The organism is Motilibacter deserti (assembly GCF_011250635.1).
GTDB lineage: Bacteria > Actinomycetota > Actinomycetes > Motilibacterales > Motilibacteraceae > Motilibacter_A > Motilibacter_A deserti.
The window spans coordinates 172,259-196,086 of the sequence record NZ_JAANNP010000002.1; the positions used below are offsets into that span (position 1 = coordinate 172,259).

A 23,828-nucleotide genomic window follows, 5' to 3' on the forward strand; every position below is an offset into this window, starting at 1 on the left:
GAGAGGGGGCGGCGCGTACGCCCCCGCCCGCAGGAGGATTCATGAGCGTCCGCGCACCCGGCCTTCCGTCGGTCGCCGTCCAGTCCGAGCGCCAACGGGGTGGAAGGGGAAGCATCCTCTCGCGGCAGAGCCGGGACCACGCCGTCCTGCAGTCGCTGATGCTGGCCTACGAGCACACGCCCTCCGTCCGCAAGCGCGCCAAGATCGTGGACACACTGGCGGAGCGCGCCCTGCGCCACGCGTTCGCCGAGGAGACGGTGCTCTTCCCGGCCTACCGGAAGTACCTCGGCGAGCAGGCCGACGAGCTCAGTGCCCACATCGAGGGCGAGCACCAGGCCGTCAACGAGATGCTCGTGGAGCTGCAGAGCCTCGACCCGCACGACCCCGAGTTCGACCGGACCGTGCGCAAGACGTTCGCGGTGATCCGCGACGACGCGCGCAACGAGGAGGACGCGCTGCTGCCGCAGCTGCAGCAGGTCGCCACCGGCCGTCAGCTGCGGGCCATCGGCCGCGCCTGGGAGGTGTCGCGGCGCACGTCCCCGACCCGGCCGCACCCCAAGGTCTCCCGGCGCCCGCCGGGCAACCTGCTCGCCGCGCTCCCGCTCGCCGTCTCCGACCGGGCCAAGGACGCCGCGCAGCACGTCGTGCCGCCGGCCTCGGGCGTACGCGTCCTCGGCGCCGGCCTGCTCGCCGGTGCCGCGGGGGTGGCCGTGATGACGCTGGGGGAGAAGGTCGAGCAGGCGTTGACCGGCCGGCCCAACTCCTACGTCCCGAGCCGCGTGCTGGAGCGGCTGACCGGCCTGCACCCGGCCGACGAGGCCGAGCGGGACGTGCTCAACCTCGCGATGCACTGGGGCCAGGGGACGCTGCTCGGCGTCGTCCGGGCGGCGATGGCGCGCCGCGGCGTCCGCGGCGCGAGCGGGGCCGTCGCGTTCACCGGGCTGCGGCTCGCGGTGGACCAGACGCTGGAGAACGGCACCGGGGTCGGGGCGCCGCCGTGGACGTGGCCGCGCGACGAGCTCGTCATCGACGTGGCGCACAAGGCGGTGTACGCCGTCGTCACCGGCTCGGTCGCGGACCGGCTGGTGCGGACGCGCGGCTGAGGCGTACGTCCTGCCGGCTCGCGCCGCTCCCGGCCGTGCGCGGCGCGACGTGATCGGCCGCCGACGCCGCGCCGCGGCACTTCGTTGCCCGAGTCGGTGCCGCCGACCCTGCACAAAGCCACCCTGGCGCCCATTCGGCCAGCGGAGTCGCGAGCCGCGCGGCCGCTACCGGCGTACGACGGACATCGAGCGCAGCAGCGCCGGGAACGCCTGTCGCTCGAGCCGGCCGAGCGGTGCCTCCTCCGCGTCGAGGAAGCTCTGCATCAGCGCGCCGTCGTGGAACGCGATCAGCACCCGCGCGGCGAGGTCCGGCGGGGTGACGAGCTCCCGGCCCGCTCCCTGCATCGCCTTGGTCAGCAGGTCGACGAACTGCGCGGTGAACCGGTCGCGGTGCGCCTGCAGGGCGCGGCCCGCCTCCTCGTTGCGCGCGGCGTGGACGAGGAACTCGGTCGACACGAGCCACCACCGCCGGTCGACCGGGACCGAGGCGAGGAAGGCCTCGACCGCGGCGTCGAGGACCTCGTCCGGGTCAGGGCTCTCGTCCGTGTCGCCGGCGGCGCTCTGCGTGGGCGTGGCGTCGACGTCGGCCGGGAAGCCGAGCAGAGCGGCCCGCAGCGACTCCAGCGCCTCCTCGACCTTGGCCTCCCACAGCGCGAGCATCAGCTCGTCGAGGGTGCGGAAGTTCGAGTAGAACGCGCCGCGCGTGTAGCCGGCCCGCTCGCACACCTCCTCCACCGTCGCGCCGCGCAGCCCGCGCTCGGCGAACACGTCGAGCGCGGCGTCGAGCAGGCGGCGACGGGTCTCCGCGCGCCGCCTGGTCACGCGCTGCGGGCGCTCGCCGGCGTCCACGTCATCGACGCCGTCGATCTCCCGCGCCCCGCTGCTCCCCGCGTCGTCGGCGGTGACGGCGCCTTCCGTCATGGTGCCCTCAGTCATGGCGCCACCTGTCCGGCGGGCACCGGCGCCTCCGACCGCTGGCCCGGGCGGCCCAGCGACTCGCCCTCGATGTCCACGCGCGGCACCACGCGGTCGAGCCAGCGCGGGATCCACCAGGCCGTACGCCCGAAGAGCGCGAGCACGGCCGGGACGAGCGTCATGCGGACGAGGAAGGCGTCGGCCAGCACACCGAAAGCGAGCGCGATCGCCATGGGCTTGATCGTCGAGTCCTCGCTGGTCGCGAAGCTCGCGAAGACCGAGAACATGATGAGCGCCGCGGCCGTGACGACCCGGGCGGCGTGCCGGGAGCCGGCCAGGATCGCCCCGTGCGCGTCGCCGCCGTGGACGTAGTCCTCCCGGATCCGCGACACGAGGAAGACCTCGTAGTCCATCGCGAGGCCGAAGAGCACCGCGATCACGATGATCGGCAGGAAGCTGATGACCGGGCCGGTCGTGTGCACGCCGAGGGCGTCGTCGAGCCAGCCCCACTGGAAGACCGCGACCACGACGCCGAACGCCGCGCCGACCGAGAGCAGGAAGCCGACTGCAGCCTTCACGGGGACGACGATCGAGCGGAACACCAGCAGCAGCAGGACCAACGCCAGCCCGACGACGACGCAGGCGAACGGCAGCAGCGCGTCACCGAGCCGGTCCGACACGTCGATCCCGACCGCGGTGTTGCCCGTGACGGCCAGCGTCGTGCCGGTCTGCGCCTCGAGCTGCCCGGCCTGGCTGCGGATCGCCTGCACCAGGTCCTTCGTCTCGTCCGCGGTCGGCCCGGTGCCCGGGACCACCTGGACGATCGCCGTGTCGCCCTGGTCGTTGAGCTGCGGCTCCGACACCGACACGACGTTGGGCAGCGCCTTGACCGCAGCCGCGACCTGGCCCGCCCCCTGCTGCAGCGCGTCGCGGCCGCCAGGCCCCTCGACCAGGACGAGCAGCGGCCCGTTGAAGCCGGGCCCGAAGCTGGCGGAGATCTCGTCGTACGCCTCGCGCTGCCCGCTCTCGGGCGCCGCGCTGCCGTTGTCGGGCAGGGCGAGCGCGAGCTCGCGGGCCGGCAGCGCCACGGCCCCGAGGCCGAGCACGATGACAGCGACGGTCAGCAGGGGCTTGGCGACGACGATGCGCGCCCACCGCTCGCCGAAGGGCCTGGCGGGGGCCGAGTGCGCGGGGTGGCCTGCCCCCACCGGCACCGAGTGCGCCGGGTGGGCGGCGCCTGCCTGGGACGCGCCGTGCGTGCCGGATATGCGTGCGGACCGCGAGCCTGGCTTCGGGCGCAGCCGCTCGCCGGCGAAGCCCATGAGCGCGGGGAGCAGCGTCACGGCGATGGCCACGGCGACGACGACGGTGACGGACGCCGCAAGCCCCATCACGGTCAGGAACGGGATCTTCACCACGCTGAGCCCGGCCATCGCGATCACGACGGTGAGGCCGGCAAAAACGACCGCGCTGCCCGCCGTACCGGTCGCCCGTCCGATCGAGTCGTGCAGGTCGTCGCCGTCGGCGAGCTGGGTGCGGTGCCGGGACAGGATGAAGAGCGAGTAGTCCAGCCCGACCGCGAGCCCGATCATGAGCGCCAGCGTCGGCGCGGTCGACGACAGCGTGACGAGCTCGGTCAGCGACAGCAGGCTCGCGAGCCCCACGGCGACGCCCACGAGCGCGGTCAGCAGCGTCATCCCGGCGGCCAGCGCGGAGCCGAAGGTGACGAGCAGGACGATCAGCGCCACCACGACACCGATGAGCTCCTTCGGCCCGACGGCCACTCCGGTCGTCCCGAGCGCGTCGCCGCCGACGACGGTCTGCAGGCCGGCGTCCCGCGCCGGGGCGAGCAGCCGGTCGAGCGCGCCCACGGCGCCCTCGTCGAGCTCGCCGCGCTGCACGGCGTACTGCACCTGCGCGAGCGCCACCCGGCCGTCGGGCGAGACGGTGCGCGCCGTGAACGGGTCGATCGCCGCCGCGACCTGCGGAGCCGACGCCGCGGCCCTGACCGCCTCGCCGATGGCCGCCTTCGCCGCGTCGGCGGTGACCGTCGACCCTTCCGGCGCCGTGAACACGACCTGCGCGGACGTGCCGCTCGCCGCCGGGAACTTCTCGCCCAGCACGTCGAGCGCCTGCTGGGACTCGGTCCCCGGGATGCGGAACTCGTTGTCGGTCTTGCCCCCCGAGGCCACGACTCCGGCCACGGCCAGGGCGAGCAGCAGCACCCAGGCGGCGAGGACGAGCAGGCGCCGGCGCGCGGAGAAGCGCCCGAGCCGGTAGAGCAGTGCGGCCACGGAGATGTTCCTTCCGATGGTGCTCGGGCAGATACGCGCTGTAGCTACCCGTGAGAGCGTTCGATACGCCAACGTATCCGATGCACTCGTGTATCCGTCGCGGGCGTGCTCATGCTTGACCGGCGGTGATCACGGGACTCGGCCGGGCGACACGGGCGTGTCGTGAGCCAAGCCCCGTGATCGATGGCGTGAAGGGTGAGCTCAGCGCGGCCCGCCCGGCCCAACTCAGGACTTCACCCCACCCTGTGCACGAACAGCCCGCTGCGCAGCTTCGGCTCGAACCACGTCGACTTCGGCGGCATGACGGCGCCCGCGTCCGCGCACGCGAGCAGCTCCTCGACGGACGTCGCGGGGAGCGCGAAGGCGAGGTCGTACGCCCCGGAGCCCACCAGCCGCACGAGCCCGTCGACGCCGGCCGAGCCGCCGACGAAGCCGAGCCGCTGGTCGGTACGCGGGTCGGTGATGCCGAGGACGGGGCCGAGCACGTGCTCCTGCAGCACCGACACGTCGAGCCTGCCGACCACGTCGGCCTCGTCGACCAGCCCCGGTCGCGCGGAGAACCGCAGCCAGCCGCCGGCGGCGTACAGGCCGAAGACGTGCCGCTCGGCGGGCTCGACGGGGCCGGGGGCCGACGTGACCTCGAAGGCCTCGCGCAGCCGGCCCGACAGGCCCTCGAGCGGGACGCCGCGGACGACCCGGTTGTAAGGGAGGATCCGCACCTCGTCCGCCGGGAAGACGACGGCGGGGAAGCGACCGGCCTCGACGGAGTCCCGGCCGGCCGCCCGGCGCAGCTCGCGCAGCCGGGCGGCGGCGGCGCTGCGGTGGTGGCCGTCGGCGACGTAGACCCGCGGGACGGCCGCGAACGCGTCCACCAGGGACGGGACGAGGCCGGAGGCGACCACCCAGAACGTGTGCCGGACGCCGTCCGGAGTGCTGAAGTCGTATTCCGGAGTCGCAGAAGTGGCCTCGCTGACGTCACGCCGGACGCCCGCGTCCGGCGGCGCGATGAGGAACACCGGCTCGTCGTGCGCGTCGAGGGCGTCGAGATGACGTACGCGGTCGTTCTCCTTGTCCGGCCGCGTGTGCTCGTGGGTCGCGATCGCCCCGGACTCGTAGTCGTCGACGTCCACGCAGCCGACCACCCCGGTCTGGGCACGCCCGCCCAGCTCCTGGCGGTAGACGTAGAGGCCCGGCTCCGCGTCCGGCCGGAGCAGCCCGCGGGTGACGAAGCCGTCGAGGGCGCGGCGGCCGGCGGCGTACACCTGCTCCGAGTACGCGTCGGTCCCGTCCGGCAGGTCGATCTCGGGCCGCGACACGTGCAGGAACGAGTCGGGGTTGCCGGCGGCGAGCTCGCGGGCCGAGGCCACGTCCACCACGTCGTACGGCGGGGCGGCCACGCGCTCGGCGAGCTCGGGCGGCGGGCGCAGGGCGGCGAAGGGGTGGAGGACGACCATCTGCCGATTGTCGCCGGGCCCCGGTGGCCTGCGGGGCGCACAACGTGAGGAGGATGACGTGTCGGCCTCCGCGCAACGCGGAAGGAGCCGGGGCGACCGAGCATGGAGGACTCATGGCGAGCGCACAGGGCGACGTGGCGGCCGGGCCTGCCTGGCAGCGGCTGCAGCAGCACTACGAGACGGCGCGCGGCCTGCAGCTGCGCGAGCTGTTCGACGCGGACCCGACCCGGGGTGAGACGTTCACCGCGACGGCGGGAGAGCTCTACGTCGACTACAGCAAGCACCGCCTGACCGCCGAGACGCTCGAGCTGCTCGTCGCTCTCGCCGAGGAGCGCGGGGTCCCGGAGCAGTTCGCCGCGATGGTGACCGGGCAGAAGATCAACACCACCGAGGGCCGTGCGGTCCTGCACACCGCCCTGCGCGCGCCGCGCGGCACGGTCGTCGAGGTGGACGGCGTCGACGTCGTGCCGGGCGTGCACGAGGTGCTCGACAAGATGGCCGGCTTCGCCGACTCGGTCCGGTCCGGGGAGTGGAAGGGACACACCGGCAAGCGGATCAGGACCGTCATCAACATCGGCATCGGCGGCTCGGACCTCGGTCCCGCGATGGCCTATGACGCCCTGCTGCCCTTCACCCAGCGCGACCTCGACTTCCGCTTCGTCTCCAACGTCGACGGCGCGGACATCTACGAGGCGACCCGCGACATCGAGGCCGACGAGACGCTCTTCATCGTCAGCTCCAAGACGTTCACGACGCAGGAGACGCTGGCCAACGCGCACACCGCGCGGGACTGGCTGCTGGGCAAGCTCGGCGACGAGTCGGCCGTGGCGAAGCACTTCGTCGCGGTGTCGACGAACGCCTCGGCTGTGGGCGAGTTCGGCATCGACACCGACAACATGTTCGGCTTCTGGGACTGGGTCGGCGGGCGCTACTCGTTCCCCTCGGCCATCGGGCTCTCGCTGATGATCGCGATCGGGCCGGACGGCTTCCGCGAGCTGCTCGCCGGCATGCGTGAGATCGACGAGCACGTGCGGACCACGCCGCTGGACCGGAACGTCCCCGTCCTGCTCGGCCTCATCGGGGTCTGGTACCGCGACTTCTTCGGCGCGCAGGCGCACGCGGTCCTGCCCTACAGCAACTACCTGGGCAAGTTCCCCGCCTATCTGCAGCAGCTCGACATGGAGAGCAACGGCAAGTACGTCCGCAAGGACGGCGAGCTCGTGACGGTGGACACCGGGCCGATCGTGTGGGGGACCCCCGGCACCAACGGCCAGCACGCGTACTACCAGCTCATCCACCAGGGGACGACGATGATCCCGGCGGACTTCATCGGCATCGCCCGGCCGGCCGAGGAGATCGGCGAGCACCAGGACCTGCTGGTGGCGAACCTGTTCGCCCAGACCGAGGCGCTCGCGTTCGGCAAGACGCCGGACGAGGTGCGCGCCGAGGGTGTCGCCGAGGACCTGGTCCAGCACAAGACGTTCCCGGGCAACCGCCCCACGACGACGATCCTCGCGGCCGAGCTGACGCCGCGCGTGCTCGGCCAGCTCGTGGCGACGTACGAGCACAAGGTCTTCACCCAGGGCGTCATCTGGGGGATCAACAGCTTCGACCAGTGGGGCGTGGAGCTGGGCAAGGTGCTGGCCAAGCGCATCGCTCCCGAGCTGACCGAGGCGGAGGTCGACCTCGCGCACGACAGCTCGACGAACACGCTGATCCGCAGATACCGCAGCATGCGGGGCCGCTGACCGCGTCAACAGTGCCCGGGAGCACATGGACCCGGGCCGGGAGCCTCGATAGCGTTCGGCGTGGCGGCTGCTGCCGGGCAGCAGAGGGTCACCGGGACCCGTCCGGGCGTCCGAGGGGCGTCCGCTCGAGGAGAAGGAGGATCGCCGATGGGCGTCAGCCTGGCGAAGGGCGGCAACGTCTCGCTCACGAAAGGGGTGGCCAACCTCACGTCGGTGGTGGTGGGCCTCGGATGGGACGTCCGCACGACCACGGGCACCGACTTCGACCTCGACGCGAGCGCCATCATGTGCGGCGCGGACGGGAAGGTGCTGTCCGACAGCCACTTCGTGTTCTTCAACAACCTGAAGAGCCCGGACGGCACGGTCGTGCACACCGGCGACAACCTCACCGGCGAGGGTGAGGGCGACGACGAGTCGATCATCGTCGACCTCGCGTGGGTGTCCCCGCAGGTGCAGAAGGTGGTCTTCGCGGTGTCGATCTACGACGCCGAGCCGCGCCGGCAGAGCTTCGGCCAGGTGCAGAACGCCTTCATCCGCATCGTCGACCAGCCGACGGGCATGGAGATCGCGCGTTACGACCTGGGCGAGGACGCCTCGACCGAGACGGCCATGATCTTCGGCGAGGTCTACCGGCACAACGCGGAGTGGAAGTTCCGCGCTGTCGGGCAGGGCTACGCCTCCGGACTGCGCGGCATCGCGCTCGACTTCGGCGTGGGGGTCTGACATGGCGATCGACTACAACAAGCGCCAGCCCGCCCCGGAGCCGGCGCCGCAGCAGCCGCCGGCCGCCGGCAACGTCTCGCTGAGCAAGGTGACGCTGACCAAGTCGGCGCCGACCGTCTCGCTCACCAAGGGCGCGGGCGGCTCGGGGACGCTGCGGGTCAACCTGAACTGGAACTCCCGGCCCGCGGGGCAACAGCCTGCGAAGGGCTTCCTCAAGCGGCTCACCGCCGCGGCGACGCCCGGGATCGACCTCGACCTCGGCTGCCTCTACGAGTTCAGCGACGGCAGCAAGGGCGTCGTGCAGGCGCTCGGCAACTCGTTCCAGGCCAGCGCCTACGGCCAGTCGCCGGTCATCCGGCTCGACGGCGACGACCGCTCGGGCACCAACGCCGGCGGCGAGAACATGTTCGTCGACCTGTCCCAGCTCGAGGCGATCCGGCGGATCCTCGTCTTCGCGCTGATCTACCAGGGCACGCCGAACTGGGCCGAGGCCGCCGGCGTGGTCACGCTGTTCCCCACCGCGGGGCCGGAGATCGAGGTGCGCCTGGACGAGACCGACCCGAGCGCGCCGATCTGCGCGATCGCGCTGCTGGAGAACGTGGGCGGCCAGCTGCAGGTACGCCGCGAGGTGCGCTACATCCACGGCGCGCAGGACGTCCTGGACCAGGCGTACGGCTTCGGGCTCAACTGGCGGCCCGGCCGCAAGTAGGAGCCCTACCGCTCGACGGAGCCCCGGTGCCGCGACACGGCGCCGGGGCTCCGGCACGTCCGCGCCCGTGCGGCCAGGATCCGACCGCAACGCCGCCTAGCCTCTCGGAGACGGGTGAGCGTAAGGAGCAGACGATGATCCCCGAGGCCGAGGCGTTCGTGCAGGCCGACCAGGCCGCGGTCGGGCTCGTCGCACAGATCCTCGCAGCCGAGTGGGAGCTGCTGCTCCCGCCGGTCTTCGACATGCCGGGAGCCGACCGGCCGACGCCCCTGCGGCAGGTGGTGAGCCGTCTCGCGTACGACGACGCCTGGGTCCCGGACATGCTCGCGGGGCGGACGATGGAGGAGGTGGGGCGGGACGCGTACGCCGGGGACCTGCTCGGCGACGACCCGGCCGCCGCGCTGGCGCGGATCGCGGCAGCGGCCCAGCGGGCTGCCGGGCAGGTGACGGACCGGGACGCCGCCGTGCACTGCTCCTACGGCGACGCCCCGGTGTGGGACTACTTCTGGCAGCTCGTGGTGGCGCGGACGCTCGCGGCGCACGACACGGCCCTGCTGCTCGGGCGGCCGTCGCCGTTGACGGAGGAGCTGGCCCGGCGCGCGTGGGAGGGCGTGCAGCCGATGGCCGAGGTGTGGCGCGGCATCGGGGTCTTCCGCGACCCCGTCGCGGTCGACGACGACGCGGGCTGGGTCGAGCGCTACCTCGCCCTGACCGGGCGCGCGGCCGGGGCGGCCGTCAGCCCGCGGGCGGCGGGGTCGGCTGGCTGATGCGGATGCTGTTGCCGAACGGGTCGCGCAGGCCGAAGTCGATGCCGTACGGCCGCTGCGTGGGCTCGTCGGTCAGCTCGACGCCGCGCGCCTTGAGCGTGTCGTAGGTCTTCTGCGCATCGTCGGTCTGGAAGAACAGGTGGCCGCCGGTCGCCCCCTTCGCGACCAGCTCGCGGACCGTCTCGGCGGTCGACGGGTCCATCGAGGGCGGGCCCGGCTTCTCCAGCAGGATCTGCCGGCCCGGGTCACCGGGAACGTTGACCGTCAGCCAACGCATGAAGCCCAGATCGGTGTCGGTGTTGACGTCGAGGCCCAGCTTGTTCACGTAGAAGTCGAGGGCCTCGTCCTGGTCGAGGACGAAGATCTGCGAGATCGCGAGTGCGTTCAACATGGGGACGACGCTAGTCGGCGGCGTCGCCCCCGGCTTCTCCGAAACTGCTGGGCCTCATCCAGGCCATCGTGAAGCAGGAGGGGACGGCGGCGACCGGGCCGCGCCGGCGGTAGGCGCTGGGGGGCTCGCCGACGATGTCGCGGAAGGTCCGGCTGAACGTCCCGAGGCTCGTGAAGCCGACCTCCATGCAGATCTCCGTGACGGGGCGGTCGGTCTCACGCAGCAGCAGCATGGCTCGCTCCACCCGACGGCGCTGCAGGTAGCGGTGGGGCGTCTCGCCGAACGTCGCGCGAAACGTACGGATGAAGTGCGCTTCGGAGATGTGTGCGATGCGGGCGAGCGCGGGGACGTCCAACGGCTCCGCGTACGCCCGGTCCATCGCGTCACGGGCGCGCAGCATCCGCCGGTTCGAGTCCTCCGTCGCGCGGCTCACGCCGAGCTGACCACGACCGACATGGGCAGCAGTGCACGGGCACGGGCCTCGAAGAGCGCGGCCCCCTGCTCGCGCGCGACGGCGACAGCCTCCTGCAGTGCGCCCGAGACCTCCCGGGCCGGGGCGCCCTCCGCCTGCAGCGCCGCCGCGCGCAGCCGGTGCAGCTCGGCGAGGAAGAACCGCTCCCCGGTGGACTCGGACTCGCCGAACGCCCGGTCGAGCGTCGCCCGGGCCTGCGCCGGCGCGCCGCAGAGCAGCTGCAGGTCGGCCAGCACCCCGAGCATGAGGTGGGCGAACATGTGCCGGCCGAGCTGCCCGAACGCCGTCAGCGCCGCCGTCACCTCCGCGATCCCCTCGTCCAGGCGCCCGTCGGCCCGCGCGATGCCCCACCCGTGCGGAGGCAGGGAGAACGCCTGCAGCTGCGCGAACCCATGGCGCTGCGCGATGCCGAGGCCGTGCTCGCTGTGCGCGCGGGCCTGCTCGGGCTCGTCGAGCCACACGTGGCGCCAGGACTCCAAGACTTTGATGTACGCCGCGGTGTAGGGGTCGGCCGCCTCGTCGACGCGGTCCGCGGCGGCCTGGGCGACGGAGTGGGACTCCTCGACCCGGCCCATCATGGCCAGCACGATCGACCGCCACCCGCGCAGCACCGCCACCGGGTGCTGGAGGAAGAGCTCGAGCGGGATCTCGTCGCGGGCGCCGTCGGCCAGTGGCATCGCGACGAGGAGCTCGTCGTCGGCCTCGGCCAGCCGGCCCTGGTGCCAGCGCACCTGGCCGCGGGCGTGGTGCGCCGCCAGCAGGAGCATGACGTCGCCGGTCGCGCCGCCCGCCTCGCCCATCTCGTCGGCCAGCCGGTCCGCGGCCGCGAGGTCCGCGCCGACGAGCGCGTGGCCCCACGTGCCCCACAGCGCGGAGAGGAGCTCGCCGTGCGAGCCGCCCTCGCGGGCGAGCTGGAGCGCGCGCCGGCGCTGCACCCCCACCTCGGGCGCGTTGTAGCCGAGCATGAGCGTGAGCAGCGAGCCGAGCGCGACGCGCGCGGCGAGCTCCTGCTGGGTCCGCTCGCCGGCCGGGAGCAGCTGGGCCGCCGTGATGGCCGCCCGCAGGTGGCGCTCGGCGTCCTCGTAGGCCCACCGGGACCGGGCCGACTCGGCCGCGAGCAGGCTGTAGCGCACGGCTGGCCCAGCGGCCGCCGCGCTCCCGGCGGCGAGGAAGTGGTGCGCCAGCTCCTCGGCGTGGCCGGCCAGGTCGTCCGCGTGCCGGCGCTCGAGAGCCGCGCCCGCCCGGGCGTGCAGCCGCGCGCGGCGGGCGGGCCCGGTCTGCTCGAGCAGCGTCTCCTGAACGAGCGCGTGGGCGAACCGGTAGCGCCCGGGGACGTCAGGCTCGGGGACGAAGATCCCGGCGGCCGTGGCGCGGTCGAGCCGGTCGTCCAGGTCCTCGTCCGACAGCCCCGTCACCTCCTGCAGCAGGGCGAGGTCGAAGGCGCGCCCCGCGACCGCGACCGCCCGCAACAGCTCGACGTCCTCGGCCGCGAGCGCGCGCAGCCGGCTCGTCACGACGTCGCGCACGGTGCCCGGGACGCCGGTCGCGCCGGGGGAGTCGAGGCTGCCGTCGGCCGCGAGGGCGCGGACGAGCTCGGCGATGTAGAACGGGTTGCCGTCGGTCCGGCCGCGGATGGCCGCTGCGACCCCGGGCGCGACGGCCGTGCCGGCTGCGGCCGAGACGTACTCCTCGACGTCGGAGGCCCCCAGCCCCTCGAGGTCGAGGCGGACGGTGCCGGGACGGCGGGCGAGCTCGGCCAGCATGCCGGAGCTGAGCGGGTCCTGGGCGTCGTTCGGCAGGCGGACCGTGACCAGGACCGCGACCCGGGTGTCGCGCAGGTTGGCGGCGAGGTATTCGACGAGCTGGCGTGAGCCGGCGTCGCCCCAGTGCAGGTCCTCGAGGACGACGAGCAGCGGCCGGTCACGGCCGAGGGCGGTGAGGAACGCGGTGACCGCGTCGTAGACGCGGACCCGGGCGACGTCGGGGGAGGGTGCGGCGGCCGCAGGAGCGGCGGCGAGCGCGCGCAGCTCCGGCACGACCTGCGCGACGTCGGCCGCGCGCCCCTCGAGGGCGGCGCGGGCAGCGTCGGGGCCGACGGCCTCCGCGACGCCCTGCAGGGCCTGCACCCACGGCCACAGCGCCGGCGCACCCTCGTGCTCCCAGCAGCGGCCCCACGCGACGACGGCCCCGGCCGCCGCCCCCATGGCCGCGGCCTCCTCGGCCAGTCTGGTCTTGCCGATCCCGGCCTCGCCGACGAGCGCGACGGTGCGCGGTGACCCGGCCGTGGCCTCCGCGAGCGCCGTGGTGATCGCGGACAGCTCCTCGCCGCGCCCGACGAGCATCCCGCGCGACGGAGCCGCTGCAGCCGCCGGAGCCGTCGGGGCCGCCGCGGCCGGCTCCGCGCCGGCCGAGCGCACGCTGGGCGCGGGAGCGGTGGGAGCGGCGGGAGCGGCCGAAGCGGGCAGGTCGAGCTCGGGGTCCTGGCGCAGCACCTGCTCGTGCACACGGGCGAGCGTGCGCCCGGGGTCGACGCCCAGCTCGTCGGCCAGCGCCTCCCGGCCCTCGGCGTAGACCTGCAGCGCGTCCGCCTGCCGCCCGGAGCGGTAGAGCGCGACCATGAGGGCGGCCCGCAGCCCCTCGCGCAGCGGCTCCGCGCGGACGAGGGCGGGCAGCCGCTCGGCGAGCTCCGCGTGCCGTCCGAGCCGCAGGTCCAGCTCGCAGGCGAGCTCCACGGCGCCCTGGCGGAGCTCCTCGAGCCGGGCCGCCTCCGCTCGAGCGAAGGCCGGGGCCACGTCTCCGTACGCGGGGCCGCGCCAGAGCGCGAGGGCCTCCGTCAGCGCCACCCGCCCCGCCGCGGTCTCGCCCCGCGCCGCCTGGTCACGGGCCGAGCGGACGAGGGCGGCGAAGCGTACGGAGTCCACCGATTCCGGCGGCACGTCGAGCACGTAGCCAGGGGCGCGCGTGACGAGGACGCCCCAGTCGCCCCGGCCGTCGGGCTCGAGCGCCCGCCGCAGCCGTGAGACGTGGGCGTGCAGGCTGCGCACGGCCGTCGCGGGCGGGTCGTCGTCCCAGAGCCGGTCGGCCAGCGCGTCCAGGGAGACGACGCGGCCGGGGTCGACGAGGAGGGCGGCCAGGACGGCCCGCTGGGCAGGAGCACCCAGGTCCACCTGCTGCGGCCGTCCTCGCACGAGCCTCTCCACGACGAGTGGCCCGAGGACGGAGAACTGCACGGCACCCCCATGACGACGCTTCGACAGGCAAGCCTAAGCCGCGCGGTGGCGGGAGCGCCTGCAGACCGGCCGCCCTTCCGCCCGTCGGCAGAGGTGCTGGCCGGCGCCACGAATACAACCTGCGCTGTGCAAGAGACCCGGAACGATGGGGTTTGTCCACGTGACCACCGGTCGCCGCGCGCCGCCGCAAGCGAACGACAACGTGCTGACAAGTGGCCGGCGCCAAGGTCTGCTTCGGATGCCCACGCCTGTGGGCGCAGGGCGGGACGGGTGGCTGTCCCTCGGCCGCGGTGGTGGTGGCCCCACCACCGAAGCGCTGGGGAGCACGGTCGTCCCCCGGCCTCCGGGACGCGATCTTCGACTGCGCCCCGGCTTCGCCCGCGTCGTCGGCATCCGCGCTGCCCGCCTCGAATGGAGACCGAACGTGCCCGCTCGCCCCGCCCGCCTGCCTCGGCCGTCGCGTACGGCTGCCCACCGTGCGGCGCGCCCCTCCGCGCCCCGCCGCCTGCTGCTCCTGCTCATCGGGCTCCTCGCGACCGTCGGCGTTGCGAGCGCCGTGCGAGCCGGTGCCGCGTCCGGCCCACCAGAACTCGCGTTCACCTGGTCGATGGCTGAACGGATAGGCGCCGACGCCGACGGGGACGGTCTCGTCGACTACGACACGACGCCGGGATACGTGAATCCGGATTCGTGGAAGGTGACGTTCGACGCGTGCGCCTCGCCGGCCGTCGTCGACGGCGGCCCGTCGACGACGGTGACGTGGGCCTTCGCCGGCAGTGGCTTCCAAGCGGCGACGACGGGCGCCTGTCGGGTCGAGCAGTCGTTCCCGGCGCTCGGCGACTACACAGCGACGGCGACGCTGGCTGACGACGCGGACCGGCCGGTGACGCAGACCGTCACGCTCAAGGACCTGCTCGTCGTCTCGGTCGGCGGGTCCGTCGCTGCCGGTGACGGCACTCCCGACGCGCTGCGACCCGCCGCGAAGAAGCGTGCGGGCCACGACCCGGTCTGGCAGGACGAGCAGTGCCGGCGCAGCGCGCTCGCTGGCTCGGCGCAGGCAGCGGTCCGCATGGAGAAGCGCGACCCGCACAGCTCGGTCACCTTCCTGCACCTCGCCTGCTCCGGCGCCACGATCGAACGTGGGCTGCTGAAGCCCCAGCCCGGGGTGGGCAAGGCGGAGCCCGGGCAGCTGGACGAGGCCGTCCGGCTGGCCCACGGCCGCCCGATCGACGCGCTCCTCGTCTCGGCCGAGCCGCGCAGCGCGGGCTCCACGAAGGCCTACGCGAAGCTCAGCGCGAAGCTCGGCGCCATGACCGCCGCCGGCCGGCTGGGGCGCGTCTTCGTCACCGAGCCGTACGACGCCGACGCCTGCCGGGCTGCGGGCGAGCGCGCACGGCAGACGGGCACGGGCGTGACCCTCGACACCGCGTTCGGCTCCCTCGCCGGTGGCGCGGCCGTGACCGTCATCGACGACGTCGACGACCGCCTCGCGGCCCGCGGCGACTGCGGGCAGGACAGGGGCAAGGGCCGTCCCGCCGGAGCTCCCGCCCGGCACGCTGCCACCGCCGCTGCGTCTGCCGCCGCCGCGGAGATGCAGTACTTCGGCTACGCCCTCGCGATCGAGGAGGCGGCCGCGCCTGCCCTCGGTGTCGGAGGCACGCCGCTCGTGGCCGAGGCTCCCGCTGCCGCTGCGGCGGCCGGCGAAGGCGTCGCGAGCTTCGTCGCGCTGCTCGACAGCGTCGATGCCTTCAAGCAGCTGAAGGGACAGCTGGCCCTCGTCGACCCGAACAGCATCAGCCCCGGCGCGCAGAAGCTCTTCACCTGGGCCGACACCCTGTCCACGAAGGTCAAGGACCTGGCCTCGAAGGCCGACCAGACACTGACGAAGCTCGACGCCTCGCTCGACGACATCGACGGCAACGGCGACACCACCAGTGACATCCCGGTGGTCGACGGGGTGAAGGTCGACCTCGACGTGTCCATCTCCCCGCACGTCCCCGCGGCCGAGTACGACGTCACCGTGAAGGTCAAGGCCAACGTCGCGAGCGGCGGGCCGATCTCCTACCTGGCCGACGGGCTCACCCTCAACGGCCAGCCGCTCGGCGGCGACCTCGGGTGGAAGTCCGAGGTCGCGTTCAAGCTGCGTCCCGAGCTGCCGCAGAAGGAGCGCTTCGTCATCCCCGCCGCGTCGGTGGAGCTCGGCAAGCTGGGCCTGAGCCTCAACGGCTCGTTCACGGGTGCGTCGAACCCGCTCGCCTTCAACGTGGGCATCCTCGGCGCCTCCGCGACGGGGACGGCCAAGGCGGACGTCGCCGTCGCCGCCCGGATCGTGGACCCCAACAAGGACGGCAAGATCGACTTCGACGAGCTGACCAGCCCGTCGCGCTCCTTCTCGCTCGCCTGCTCCTCGGGCGGCGCCCAGCTCGACCTCACCGTGAAGGGCACGCTCGCCGGCCTGACCTCGCAGATCGGCAAGGTCACCCTCGACGACCGCAACCTCTGTGACGGACTGAAGGCCCCGGAGCTCGAGCTCGCCGAGCTCGGCGACTTCCGCAACGTGACGGTCGCCGACTTCATCAACGGCCTGGCCCAGGTGACGACGGCGCTGAAGACCGCGCAGCAGGCGGCCGACCTCGACATCCCCTTCGTCAAGGAGGGCCTCTCCTCGGTCGTGGAGGTGAACGAGCGGCTGGTGAAGTTCTTCGTCGACAACCAGCTGACCGACCCGGCCAACCCGATGGGCAGCATCACCATCGACCCGGCGAAGCGGCCCGACCTCGACACGCTGCAGGAGATCGTGCCGAAGCTGGCCTCGGCCCTCGGCATCAGCCCCTCGACGCTCAATGTGCGGGTGGAGAACCACAAGCTGCTGTTCGACCTCAAGCTCGCGTCCGACCCGGCCGCGAAGCCGGAGGCCGGTGAGCTCGACTTCAACGACGCGCTCAAGAACACCGGGCTCATCTCCCTCACCGGGAGCGCGAAGGCGACGGTCGACCCGGCGTACTCGCTCAACCTCGTGGTGGGTGTCGACCTGCGGCCGAACCCGAACCTGACTCTCGCCGACCGGTTCTTCGTCAAGGTCGACCCCGACGCGCCGGAGCTCAGCCTCGACGGCGCCGTCACCGCCGACGTGAGCCTCACGGGCAAGGTGGCCGTGATCGACGTCAAGCTCTCCGACTCCAACACCAGCGGCCCGGTGACCCTGCTCGAGCGCCGCGTGCCCACCGAGCCGATGCTCCGCGTCGACCTCGTCGACACCTTCACCACCACCAACGGCTCCAACGACCTCACGGAGCTGACGCTCGCCGAGCTGGCCAAGGCGGTCGCGGGGAGCATGTCCCCGATCAAGGTCACCGTCAACGCGAAGGTCCCCACGACCACGCTCTCCGTGCAGGCGTCGTTCGGCGGCAAGGAGCTCGCGGGTGGCGCCGTCACCTTCGGGTGGGCGGACCTCGCGGCCACGAGCGGCGACAAGCGGCTCATCATCTCCGGGGACGCCACCTTCAAGAACAACCTCCTGCCGTTCGCGTTCGACCCGGAGAACCCGACCGCGATCATCGGGCAGTTCCTGTCGGCCGCACGTGACACGGTGGTGCAGCTGCGCACGGCGATCGAGAAGAACCCCGCCATGGCGCAGAGCCTCCCGCTCGTGGGCCGCAGCGCCGCCGAGCTCGACCCGATGCTCGGCAAGCTCACCACCACGCTGGACAAGCTCGTCGCCGCGAACAGCACGCTGACGTTGGCCGAGGCGGAGAAGGCCGCCGAGAAGGCGCTCGCCACCGCGCTGGGGCTCATTGACGGCACGACGCCGGACCTGATCACCTTGACCTACGAGCCGCCGAAGAACGGCGCGCAGCCGGCGCTGCTCGTGCGGCTCGCCCTCGGCGCGTGCACCGCGGACCGCAAGGCGATCCTGCCTGGCTGCACCGTGGAGGCGGAGGACGTCAAGCTGCCGCTGAACCTGCGCCTGGGCAACACGGACGCGGCGAAGGGCCTGGCCGGCGTCGGCACGACGGGTGAGGTGAAGGTCAGCTTCGACGCCCGTGCCGTCCTCGAGTTCGGCGTGGAGCTGCGCACGGTCACGCCCGGCGAGAACGCAGGCGACCCGGTCCGGGTCAGCGGGCCGCTCCTGCGGCCGTTCGTCCTGGACACGACCCGCTTCGACTTCGGGCTCGGCACGAGCGTGGACGCCGCGCTCGACGCGACGCTCGGGCCGGTCCGGGTCAGCGTCGGGCGTGCGGACAACAAGGCGAAGGCTGCGCTCGCCGCCCGCTTCACGGCCGCGGCGCCGTCGACGACGAACAAGCGGCTCGGGCTCGACAGCTCGGAGTTCTCCACCTGGGCAGCCTCGCTGCTGCCCAGGACGGACGGCAGCGTCACGCTGCACGAGCCCGACGACCGCCTCAAGGCGTCCTGCCCGGGCGTGACGGGGAACCCCGACGCCTGCGCCGTCCTTCCGGTCTGGGCCGGCAACACCTCGCTCGGGACTGCGAAGTTCACTGCACCTGACCTGCTGGCTCCGACCGGCAGCAACGGGTGGAGGTTCGACACCACCGAGATCGAGAGCAAGCTGTCCAACGAGGCGATCCAGTTCTCACTGCTGCTCGACGGGCTGCGCGCCCTGTCGCAGAAGCTCGCGGGGGCCCTGCAGTCCCTGCCGGCCGGCACGAAGATCCCGCTCCTGGGCACCGATGTGACCGCCGGTGTCGACGTCCTGGAGACCTTCGACCGAGAGGTCCTGGCCAGAGCGCAGGACATCGTCGACCAGACGACGACGCAGAACCGGCCGGCCGCCAAGGAGTTCGAGGCCAGGGCCAAGCAGTTGCTCGCGCAGATCCCGATCGTGCGCGACGTCAACGGCAACGGCCGGAAGGACGACGACATCGTGCTCGCGCTGCAGTGCAAGCGCGGCAACGGCGTCGGCGACTGCCAGCAGGACAACTCGTTCACGGACATCGTCCGGTTCGAGGTGCGCAAGCTGCCGCTGGGCCAGAGCCTCCAGGGCGGCACCTCGGCCTTCGACATCGGCTTCCCCGGCCTGCGCCTCAAGAGCGCCGGCCAGGTCACGGGCAAGGCGGGCTACGAGCTGGACCTGGGCTTCGGCCTGGACCAGGCGCACGGGTTCTACGTGCTCACCAGTGGCAGCGACCCGGAGCTCCGGGTCACGGCCGGTGCGGCGCTGCCCGAGGAGATGAACGCCGACATCGCCTTCCTACCGATCGGGATCACCGACCTGCACGGCGGTGACGACGTGAGCGTCTCGCTGAAGGTGGACCTCAAGGGCGGTGACGCCGGAGGCGTCCTGAGCCTGCAGTCGCTGAGCAGCGCGACCCTGGCCGCCTCCGTCGAGGCGAACGCCAATGTCGAGCTCGGCCTCTCCACCCAGATCCAGTCGCCGAAGTCGTCGTTGCCGAAGCTGAAGGCCGATCTCCTGATCAACGGCAAGCTCGGCTGGGCGGCCGGGGGCAACGTCAGCAACCAGGCCTCCATCCGCTTCGAGAACGTCCGGCTGGACGTCGGGAGCTTTGTCAGCGACTTCGTGCGCCCGGTCGCGGCCGAGCTGCGCAAGTACACCAAGCCGCTGGAGCCGACGATCGACGCCATCCGCAAGCCGATCCCCGGCGTCGCGGAGGCGGCGGAGTGGGCCGGCCTCGATGCGCCGACATGGCTCGAGCTGTTCGAGGCCGTCGACGCGCTCAACACCCAGCAGGGCAAGGCCAGCGGCCTGCAGATGATCAAGCACGTCATCACGCTGACCGAGCTGGTGCGGGAGTTCGACAAGCCGTCGCAGGCCAACGGCGAGCTCCGGCTGGGCAAGTTCTCGGTCGACGCCGGGAAGGTGACGAGCCCGGTCCCGGCGGACGAGCTCGACGGCCTCGTCAGCAGCCCGACGGTCCTCACCGGCCCCGGCAACTCCAAGAGCGTGTTCGACCGCATCAACATCACCCAGTCGGGGGCGCTTCGGGAGGCGAAGACCAACGGCGGCCTCACGTTCCCGGCCTTCGACGACCCGGCGAAGCTGTTCGGCCTGCTCGTCGGCCAGGACGTGTCGCTGGTCGAGTTCGACGCCGGCCGGCTCGCGATCTCGCGCAACTTCCAGTTCGCGTTCCCCGTCGGGCCGATCAGCCTCTACATCGGCGGTGGCGCGAGCCTGGAGGGGCGTTTCGTCGCCGGCTACGACACCTACGGCATCCGCAAGTCCTTCGAGATCCTCAACGACGGGGACACGTCCAACGACGGGGTCTGGAACGTCGCCGAGGGCATGCTGCAGGGCTTCTACATCAACGACCTGGACGACAAGGGCAACGACGTCCCGGAGATCACCTTCCGGGCCGAGCTGACCGCTGGTGCGTCCGTCGGGATCCCGCTGCTCTCCGTCTCGGCCGAGGGCGGGGTCGGAGGACAGGTCGACGTCAACCTCAAGGACGACGACGGCAAGGTGCGCTTCGAGGACATCGGGGCGCAGCTGAAGCGGAACCCGAACCCGATCTGCTTGTTCGACGCCTCGGCGAAGATCGACGCGTTCATCCGCGCCAAGCTCGAGACGCCGCTGGGCAACTCGGTCTACCCGATCGTCAACAAGACGATCTACGAGGAGAAGGACCTGCTGAAGTTCTGCGCCACGAACCCGGAGGGCAACCAGTACGTCCCGAAGCTGGGGACCAAGCTCGCTGACGGCACGTTGGCGCTGAAGGCCTCGGTGACCGACGACGACTTCACCGTGGTGCAGTTCGAGCCGGGCAACGTGCTCGTGTCCGGCCAGGGGCTCCAGGAGGAGTTCAAGGGCGTCACGCGGGTCTTCGCCGACCTGCAGGCCGGCAACGACCGAGTCGACGTCAGCAGCGCCCAGGGGGTGAGCAACCGGCTCGACGTCGTCCTCTGCGGTGGGCTCGGGAACGACGCCCTCACCGCGACCAGCGGCCAGGCCGGGCTGTACGGCGACGGCGGGCCGGGGATCAAGGTGGGGGAGCAGAGCCACCCCTGCGCGAACCCCGGTGACGGCGGCGACGACGAGCTGCAGGCGGGGGCGTACGACGACACCCTCGACAGCGGTGTCGGCAACGACGTCCTCAAGGGGGGCGACGGCACGGACACGCTGAAGGCGGGCTCGGGGGCCGACACGCTGCGCGGAGGCCTCGGCACCGACAGCATCGACGGCGGCCAGGGCGACGACACGACCGACTACAGCGACCACGACGCCTCGGTGACGGTGAACCTCGCCGGAACCAGCGGCTCGGGCGACGAGAAGGACACGATCCAGGCGATCGAGAAGGTCATCGGCGGCACCGGCAACGACACCCTGACGGCTGCCGACACCCAGAGCGTCCAGCTGGACGGTGGCACCGGGAACGACACGATCACGGGCGGACAGGCCGTCGACCTGCTGCTCGGCGGGGCCGACAACGACACCCTCACGGGTGGCGGGAGCGGCAACCAGCTCGTCGGCGGGCCGGGCGACGACACGCTCATCGACGGGCCCGGGTCGGACTCGTTCATCGGCCAGGGCGGCGTCGACACCGCCGACTTCAGCCAGGCGTCCGGGCCGGTCCACGTCCACATCGACGGGCTGCCGAACGACGGTGTGGTCGGCGCGATGCCGGACAACGTCGTGGACGTCGACGTCATCCTCGGTGGGCCGCACGACGACGTCCTCTCCGGCGGCTCCGCGTCCGAGACGCTGAAGGGTGGCAAGGGCAAGGACCTGCTCGAGGGCGGCCCCGGGGACGACACGCTGGTCGCCGGCGAGGGCAACGACGAGCTGCGCGGCGACGCGGGCAAGGACACGCTCTCGGGCGAGGCCGGCGACGACGTGCTCGGAGGCGGCAAGGGCGGCGACGAGTTCAACGGCGGCGCCGACTTCGACACCGCCGACTACTCCGACCGGACCGATGACCTGAAGATCTACAAGGACAACGATCCGAACGACGGCAACTCCGCGTACGACGGCTACGGCAGCGGCGCCACGGACAACGTCAAGCAGGACGTGGAGAAGTACGTCGGCGGCAGCGGCAAGGACGACTTCTTCGGCTGGGCCGGCAACGAGGTGATCGAGGGTGGCGCCGGGCCGGACTGGCTGAACGGCGAGTACGGCTCGGACACCATCGACGGCGGACCGGACGTGGACACCGTCTACGACATCAACCAGAGCCCCAAGCGGGACGAGGACGCCCCCGACGTCCTGCGCGGCGGCGCCGGCAACGACAACGTGTACGGCCAGGGCGGCAATGACGAGCTCGACGGCAACGCGGGCAGCGACTGGCTCTACGGCGGCGCCGGCAACGACCAGCTGTTCGGCGGGGAGGACACCGACTCCGACACGCTGAGCGGCGACGGCGGCGACGACGTGCTCCGCAGCGGTGAAGGCGGCGGCGCCCTCTGGGGCAAGGCCGACAACGACCGGATCTACGGCGGCTCGGGCCACGAGACGATCGCCGGTGGTTTCGGTGCCGACTACATCGAGACCGGCCTCGGCGGCGGCTCGGCGTACGGCGGTGGTGACGACGCCGAGAGCAAGGAGACGACCCCGAACCGGATCATCGGCGGCTCGGGCCCGGAGCAGGACTCGCTGACCGGCTCCGCCGGCAACGACACCATCTCGGGCGGTGGCGGCGGCGACCTCATCTTCGGCGGTGAGGGCGACGACGTCATCGACACCCTCGGCGGCACGGTCCTGGCCATCGCCCACGGCCAGGGGGGCAACGACACCATCACCGGCGGCGAGGGGGAGGAGCAGTTCCACGGCGGCGCCGGGAACGACACCCTCATCGGCAACGGTGGCACCGACACCCTGCAGGGCGACGCGGACGACGACAAGCTGTACGGCGGGCCCGGCGACGAGTACCAGTTCAGCGGCGGCGCCGGCGACGACCTGCTGGACGGCGGCCCGGGCGCGGACCAGATGTCCGGCGCCCAGGGCTTCGACACGGTCAGCTACGCGGACCGCGCCGAGCCGCTCGTCATCGACGTCGACGGCCAGGCCGACGACGGTGGTGCCAGCGATGCGCACTCGAACCGGACGCTGAACCAGAAGGACAGCGTCAGCACGGACGTCGAGAAGGTCATCGGTGGAGCAGGCGGCGACCGCATCACGGTCGGCGCCCCGCAGACGGGTGGGTACACCCTCGAGGGCCGAGGCGGCGACGACACCCTCGTCGGCGCGGCCGGGCCTGACGTCCTCGACGGCGGCGAGGGCAACGACGTCGAGCAGGGCAACGGCGGTGCGGACACCTTCCTGCAGGGTGCCGCCCCCAACGGTGGCGACGACCTCTCCGGCGGCGAGGGCGCCGACTCGGTGAGCTACGCACTGCGTACGCGGGGCTCGGTGGCGGTCTCGCTCGACGACGTCGCCAACGACGGCGCGGCGGGGGAGTCCGACAACGTCCGCTCCGACGTCGAGGGCTCGCGCCTCGGCGAGGTCGAGCCGCAGCCGGACGGCGGCACGGGCGGCGGTGGCACGGGTGGCGGTGGTGGCACCGGCGGCGGCGGCGGTGGCGGCGGGGGCGGCGGCGGCGGGGGCGGCAACCCCGCCCCGGTCGAGCCGCAGCCCGCGCCTCCGGCCCCGCAGCCGACCCAGCCGGCTCCTCCGGCGCCCCAGCCGACGCAGCCGGCGCCGGTGGAGACGCCGGTGCCGCAGCCTCCGGCTCCGCCGGTGGCCCGCAAGCCCGTGATCTCGATCAAGGGTGGCGCGGTGACCGAGGGCAAGAAGGGCCAGCGCAAGAAGCTGACCTTCACCATCACCCTCTCCGCGCCGGCGAAGGGCAAGGTCACGGTCGCGTGGTCCGCGGCCGGGGTCACCGCGAGGGCGGGCAGCGACTTCGCCAAGGCGGCCGGGACGGTCACCTTCGCGAAGGGGCAGAAGGTCAAGACTGTCACCGTCACGATCCTCGGTGACAAGGTGAAGGAGAAGAACGAGACCCTCAAGGTCAACCTCTCCAGGCCGACGGGCGCGACCGTCAAGGTGAAGTCGGCGGTCGGGACGATCCGCAACGACGACAAGTAGCCCTACGCGCTGCTGCGAGCTG

12 protein-coding genes are annotated in these 23,828 nt (G+C 72.8%); 6 read left to right on the forward strand and 6 right to left on the reverse strand.

Going from position 1 to position 23,828, the window contains the following annotated elements:
* Window positions 1–41: 41 nt before the first annotated feature.
* Window positions 42–1,103 carry a hemerythrin domain-containing protein gene (locus G9H71_RS05870; RefSeq protein WP_166279513.1) on the forward strand — a complete coding sequence of 354 codons (1,062 nt, stop codon included), beginning with the start codon at window positions 42–44 and terminating at the stop codon, window positions 1,101–1,103.
* 165 nt (window positions 1,104–1,268) lie between these two features.
* Here G9H71_RS05870 and G9H71_RS05875 read toward each other — a convergent pair whose 3' ends face one another.
* From G9H71_RS05875 to G9H71_RS05885, 3 genes are all read right to left on the reverse strand, one after another.
* The gene (locus G9H71_RS05875) at window positions 1,269–2,039 is read right to left on the reverse strand and encodes a TetR/AcrR family transcriptional regulator (RefSeq protein ID WP_166279516.1); all 771 of its coding nucleotides are present in this window, start codon (window positions 2,037–2,039) and stop codon (window positions 1,269–1,271) included.
* Window positions 2,036–4,312, reverse strand: a complete 2,277-nt coding sequence (locus G9H71_RS05880) for an MMPL family transporter (RefSeq protein ID WP_166279519.1) — start codon at window positions 4,310–4,312, stop codon at window positions 2,036–2,038. Before G9H71_RS05880 ends, G9H71_RS05875 begins: the two co-directional genes overlap by 4 nt.
* Window positions 4,313–4,545: 233 nt before the next feature.
* A complete protein-coding gene (locus G9H71_RS05885; RefSeq protein WP_166279522.1) occupies window positions 4,546–5,766 on the reverse strand; it encodes a DUF1015 domain-containing protein in 1,221 nt (406 codons plus the stop codon).
* Window positions 5,767–5,879: 113 nt separating this feature from the next.
* On the opposite strand from G9H71_RS05885, the gene pgi reads away from it, so the two are divergent.
* The 4 genes from pgi (at window position 5,880) to G9H71_RS05905 (ending at window position 9,713) form a co-directional block, all read left to right on the forward strand.
* Window positions 5,880–7,514, forward strand: a complete 1,635-nt coding sequence (gene pgi, locus G9H71_RS05890) for a glucose-6-phosphate isomerase (protein ID WP_166279525.1) — start codon at window positions 5,880–5,882, stop codon at window positions 7,512–7,514.
* A gap of 147 nt (window positions 7,515–7,661) precedes the next feature.
* Entirely contained in the window at window positions 7,662–8,237 is a 576-nt protein-coding gene (locus G9H71_RS05895; protein WP_166279528.1) for a TerD family protein, read from the forward strand.
* A 1-nt stretch (window position 8,238) separates the two neighbouring features.
* Entirely contained in the window at window positions 8,239–8,946 is a 708-nt protein-coding gene (locus G9H71_RS05900; RefSeq protein ID WP_166279531.1) for a TerD family protein, read from the forward strand.
* Between the two features lie 134 nt (window positions 8,947–9,080).
* Entirely contained in the window at window positions 9,081–9,713 is a 633-nt protein-coding gene (locus tag G9H71_RS05905) for a TIGR03086 family protein (protein WP_166279534.1), read from the forward strand.
* Here the strand turns inward: G9H71_RS05905 and G9H71_RS05910 are convergent.
* Genes G9H71_RS05910 through G9H71_RS05920 form a run of 3 tightly spaced genes read right to left on the reverse strand, consistent with a single transcriptional unit; the run spans window position 9,682 to window position 13,764 of the window.
* Window positions 9,682–10,104, reverse strand: coding sequence for a VOC family protein (locus G9H71_RS05910; protein WP_166279537.1), 423 nt, complete (start codon window positions 10,102–10,104; stop codon window positions 9,682–9,684). The genes G9H71_RS05905 and G9H71_RS05910 overlap by 32 nt on opposite strands.
* A 10-nt stretch (window positions 10,105–10,114) precedes the next feature.
* Window positions 10,115–10,537, reverse strand: coding sequence for a helix-turn-helix domain-containing protein (locus G9H71_RS05915; protein ID WP_166279540.1), 423 nt, complete (start codon window positions 10,535–10,537; stop codon window positions 10,115–10,117).
* Window positions 10,534–13,764 (reverse strand): BTAD domain-containing putative transcriptional regulator, encoded by a 3,231-nt coding sequence (locus G9H71_RS05920; protein ID WP_166279543.1) that lies wholly within the window; start codon window positions 13,762–13,764, stop codon window positions 10,534–10,536. The genes G9H71_RS05915 and G9H71_RS05920 overlap by 4 nt, the downstream gene beginning before the upstream one ends.
* Window positions 13,765–14,230: 466 nt before the next feature.
* On the opposite strand from G9H71_RS05920, the gene G9H71_RS05925 reads away from it, so the two are divergent.
* Window positions 14,231–23,806: a Calx-beta domain-containing protein gene (locus G9H71_RS05925; protein WP_166279546.1), complete on the forward strand. Its 9,576-nt coding sequence runs from the start codon at window positions 14,231–14,233 to the stop codon at window positions 23,804–23,806.
* Window positions 23,807–23,828: the final 22 nt, after the last annotated feature.

What these genes read in the sequence shown, in the direction of transcription:
- G9H71_RS05870 (WP_166279513.1), top strand. Translation starts at nt 42, where the DNA reads ATGAGCGTCCGCGCACCCGGCCTTCCGTCGGTCGCCGTCCAGTCCGAG.
- G9H71_RS05875 (WP_166279516.1), bottom strand. Translation starts at nt 2,039, where the DNA reads ATGACTGAGGGCACCATGACGGAAGGCGCCGTCACCGCCGACGACGCG.
- G9H71_RS05885 (WP_166279522.1), bottom strand. Translation starts at nt 5,766, where the DNA reads ATGGTCGTCCTCCACCCCTTCGCCGCCCTGCGCCCGCCGCCCGAGCTC.
- pgi (WP_166279525.1), top strand. Translation starts at nt 5,880, where the DNA reads ATGGCGAGCGCACAGGGCGACGTGGCGGCCGGGCCTGCCTGGCAGCGG.
- G9H71_RS05895 (WP_166279528.1), top strand. Translation starts at nt 7,662, where the DNA reads ATGGGCGTCAGCCTGGCGAAGGGCGGCAACGTCTCGCTCACGAAAGGG.
- G9H71_RS05900 (WP_166279531.1), top strand. Translation starts at nt 8,239, where the DNA reads ATGGCGATCGACTACAACAAGCGCCAGCCCGCCCCGGAGCCGGCGCCG.
- G9H71_RS05905 (WP_166279534.1), top strand. Translation starts at nt 9,081, where the DNA reads ATGATCCCCGAGGCCGAGGCGTTCGTGCAGGCCGACCAGGCCGCGGTC.
- G9H71_RS05910 (WP_166279537.1), bottom strand. Translation starts at nt 10,104, where the DNA reads ATGTTGAACGCACTCGCGATCTCGCAGATCTTCGTCCTCGACCAGGAC.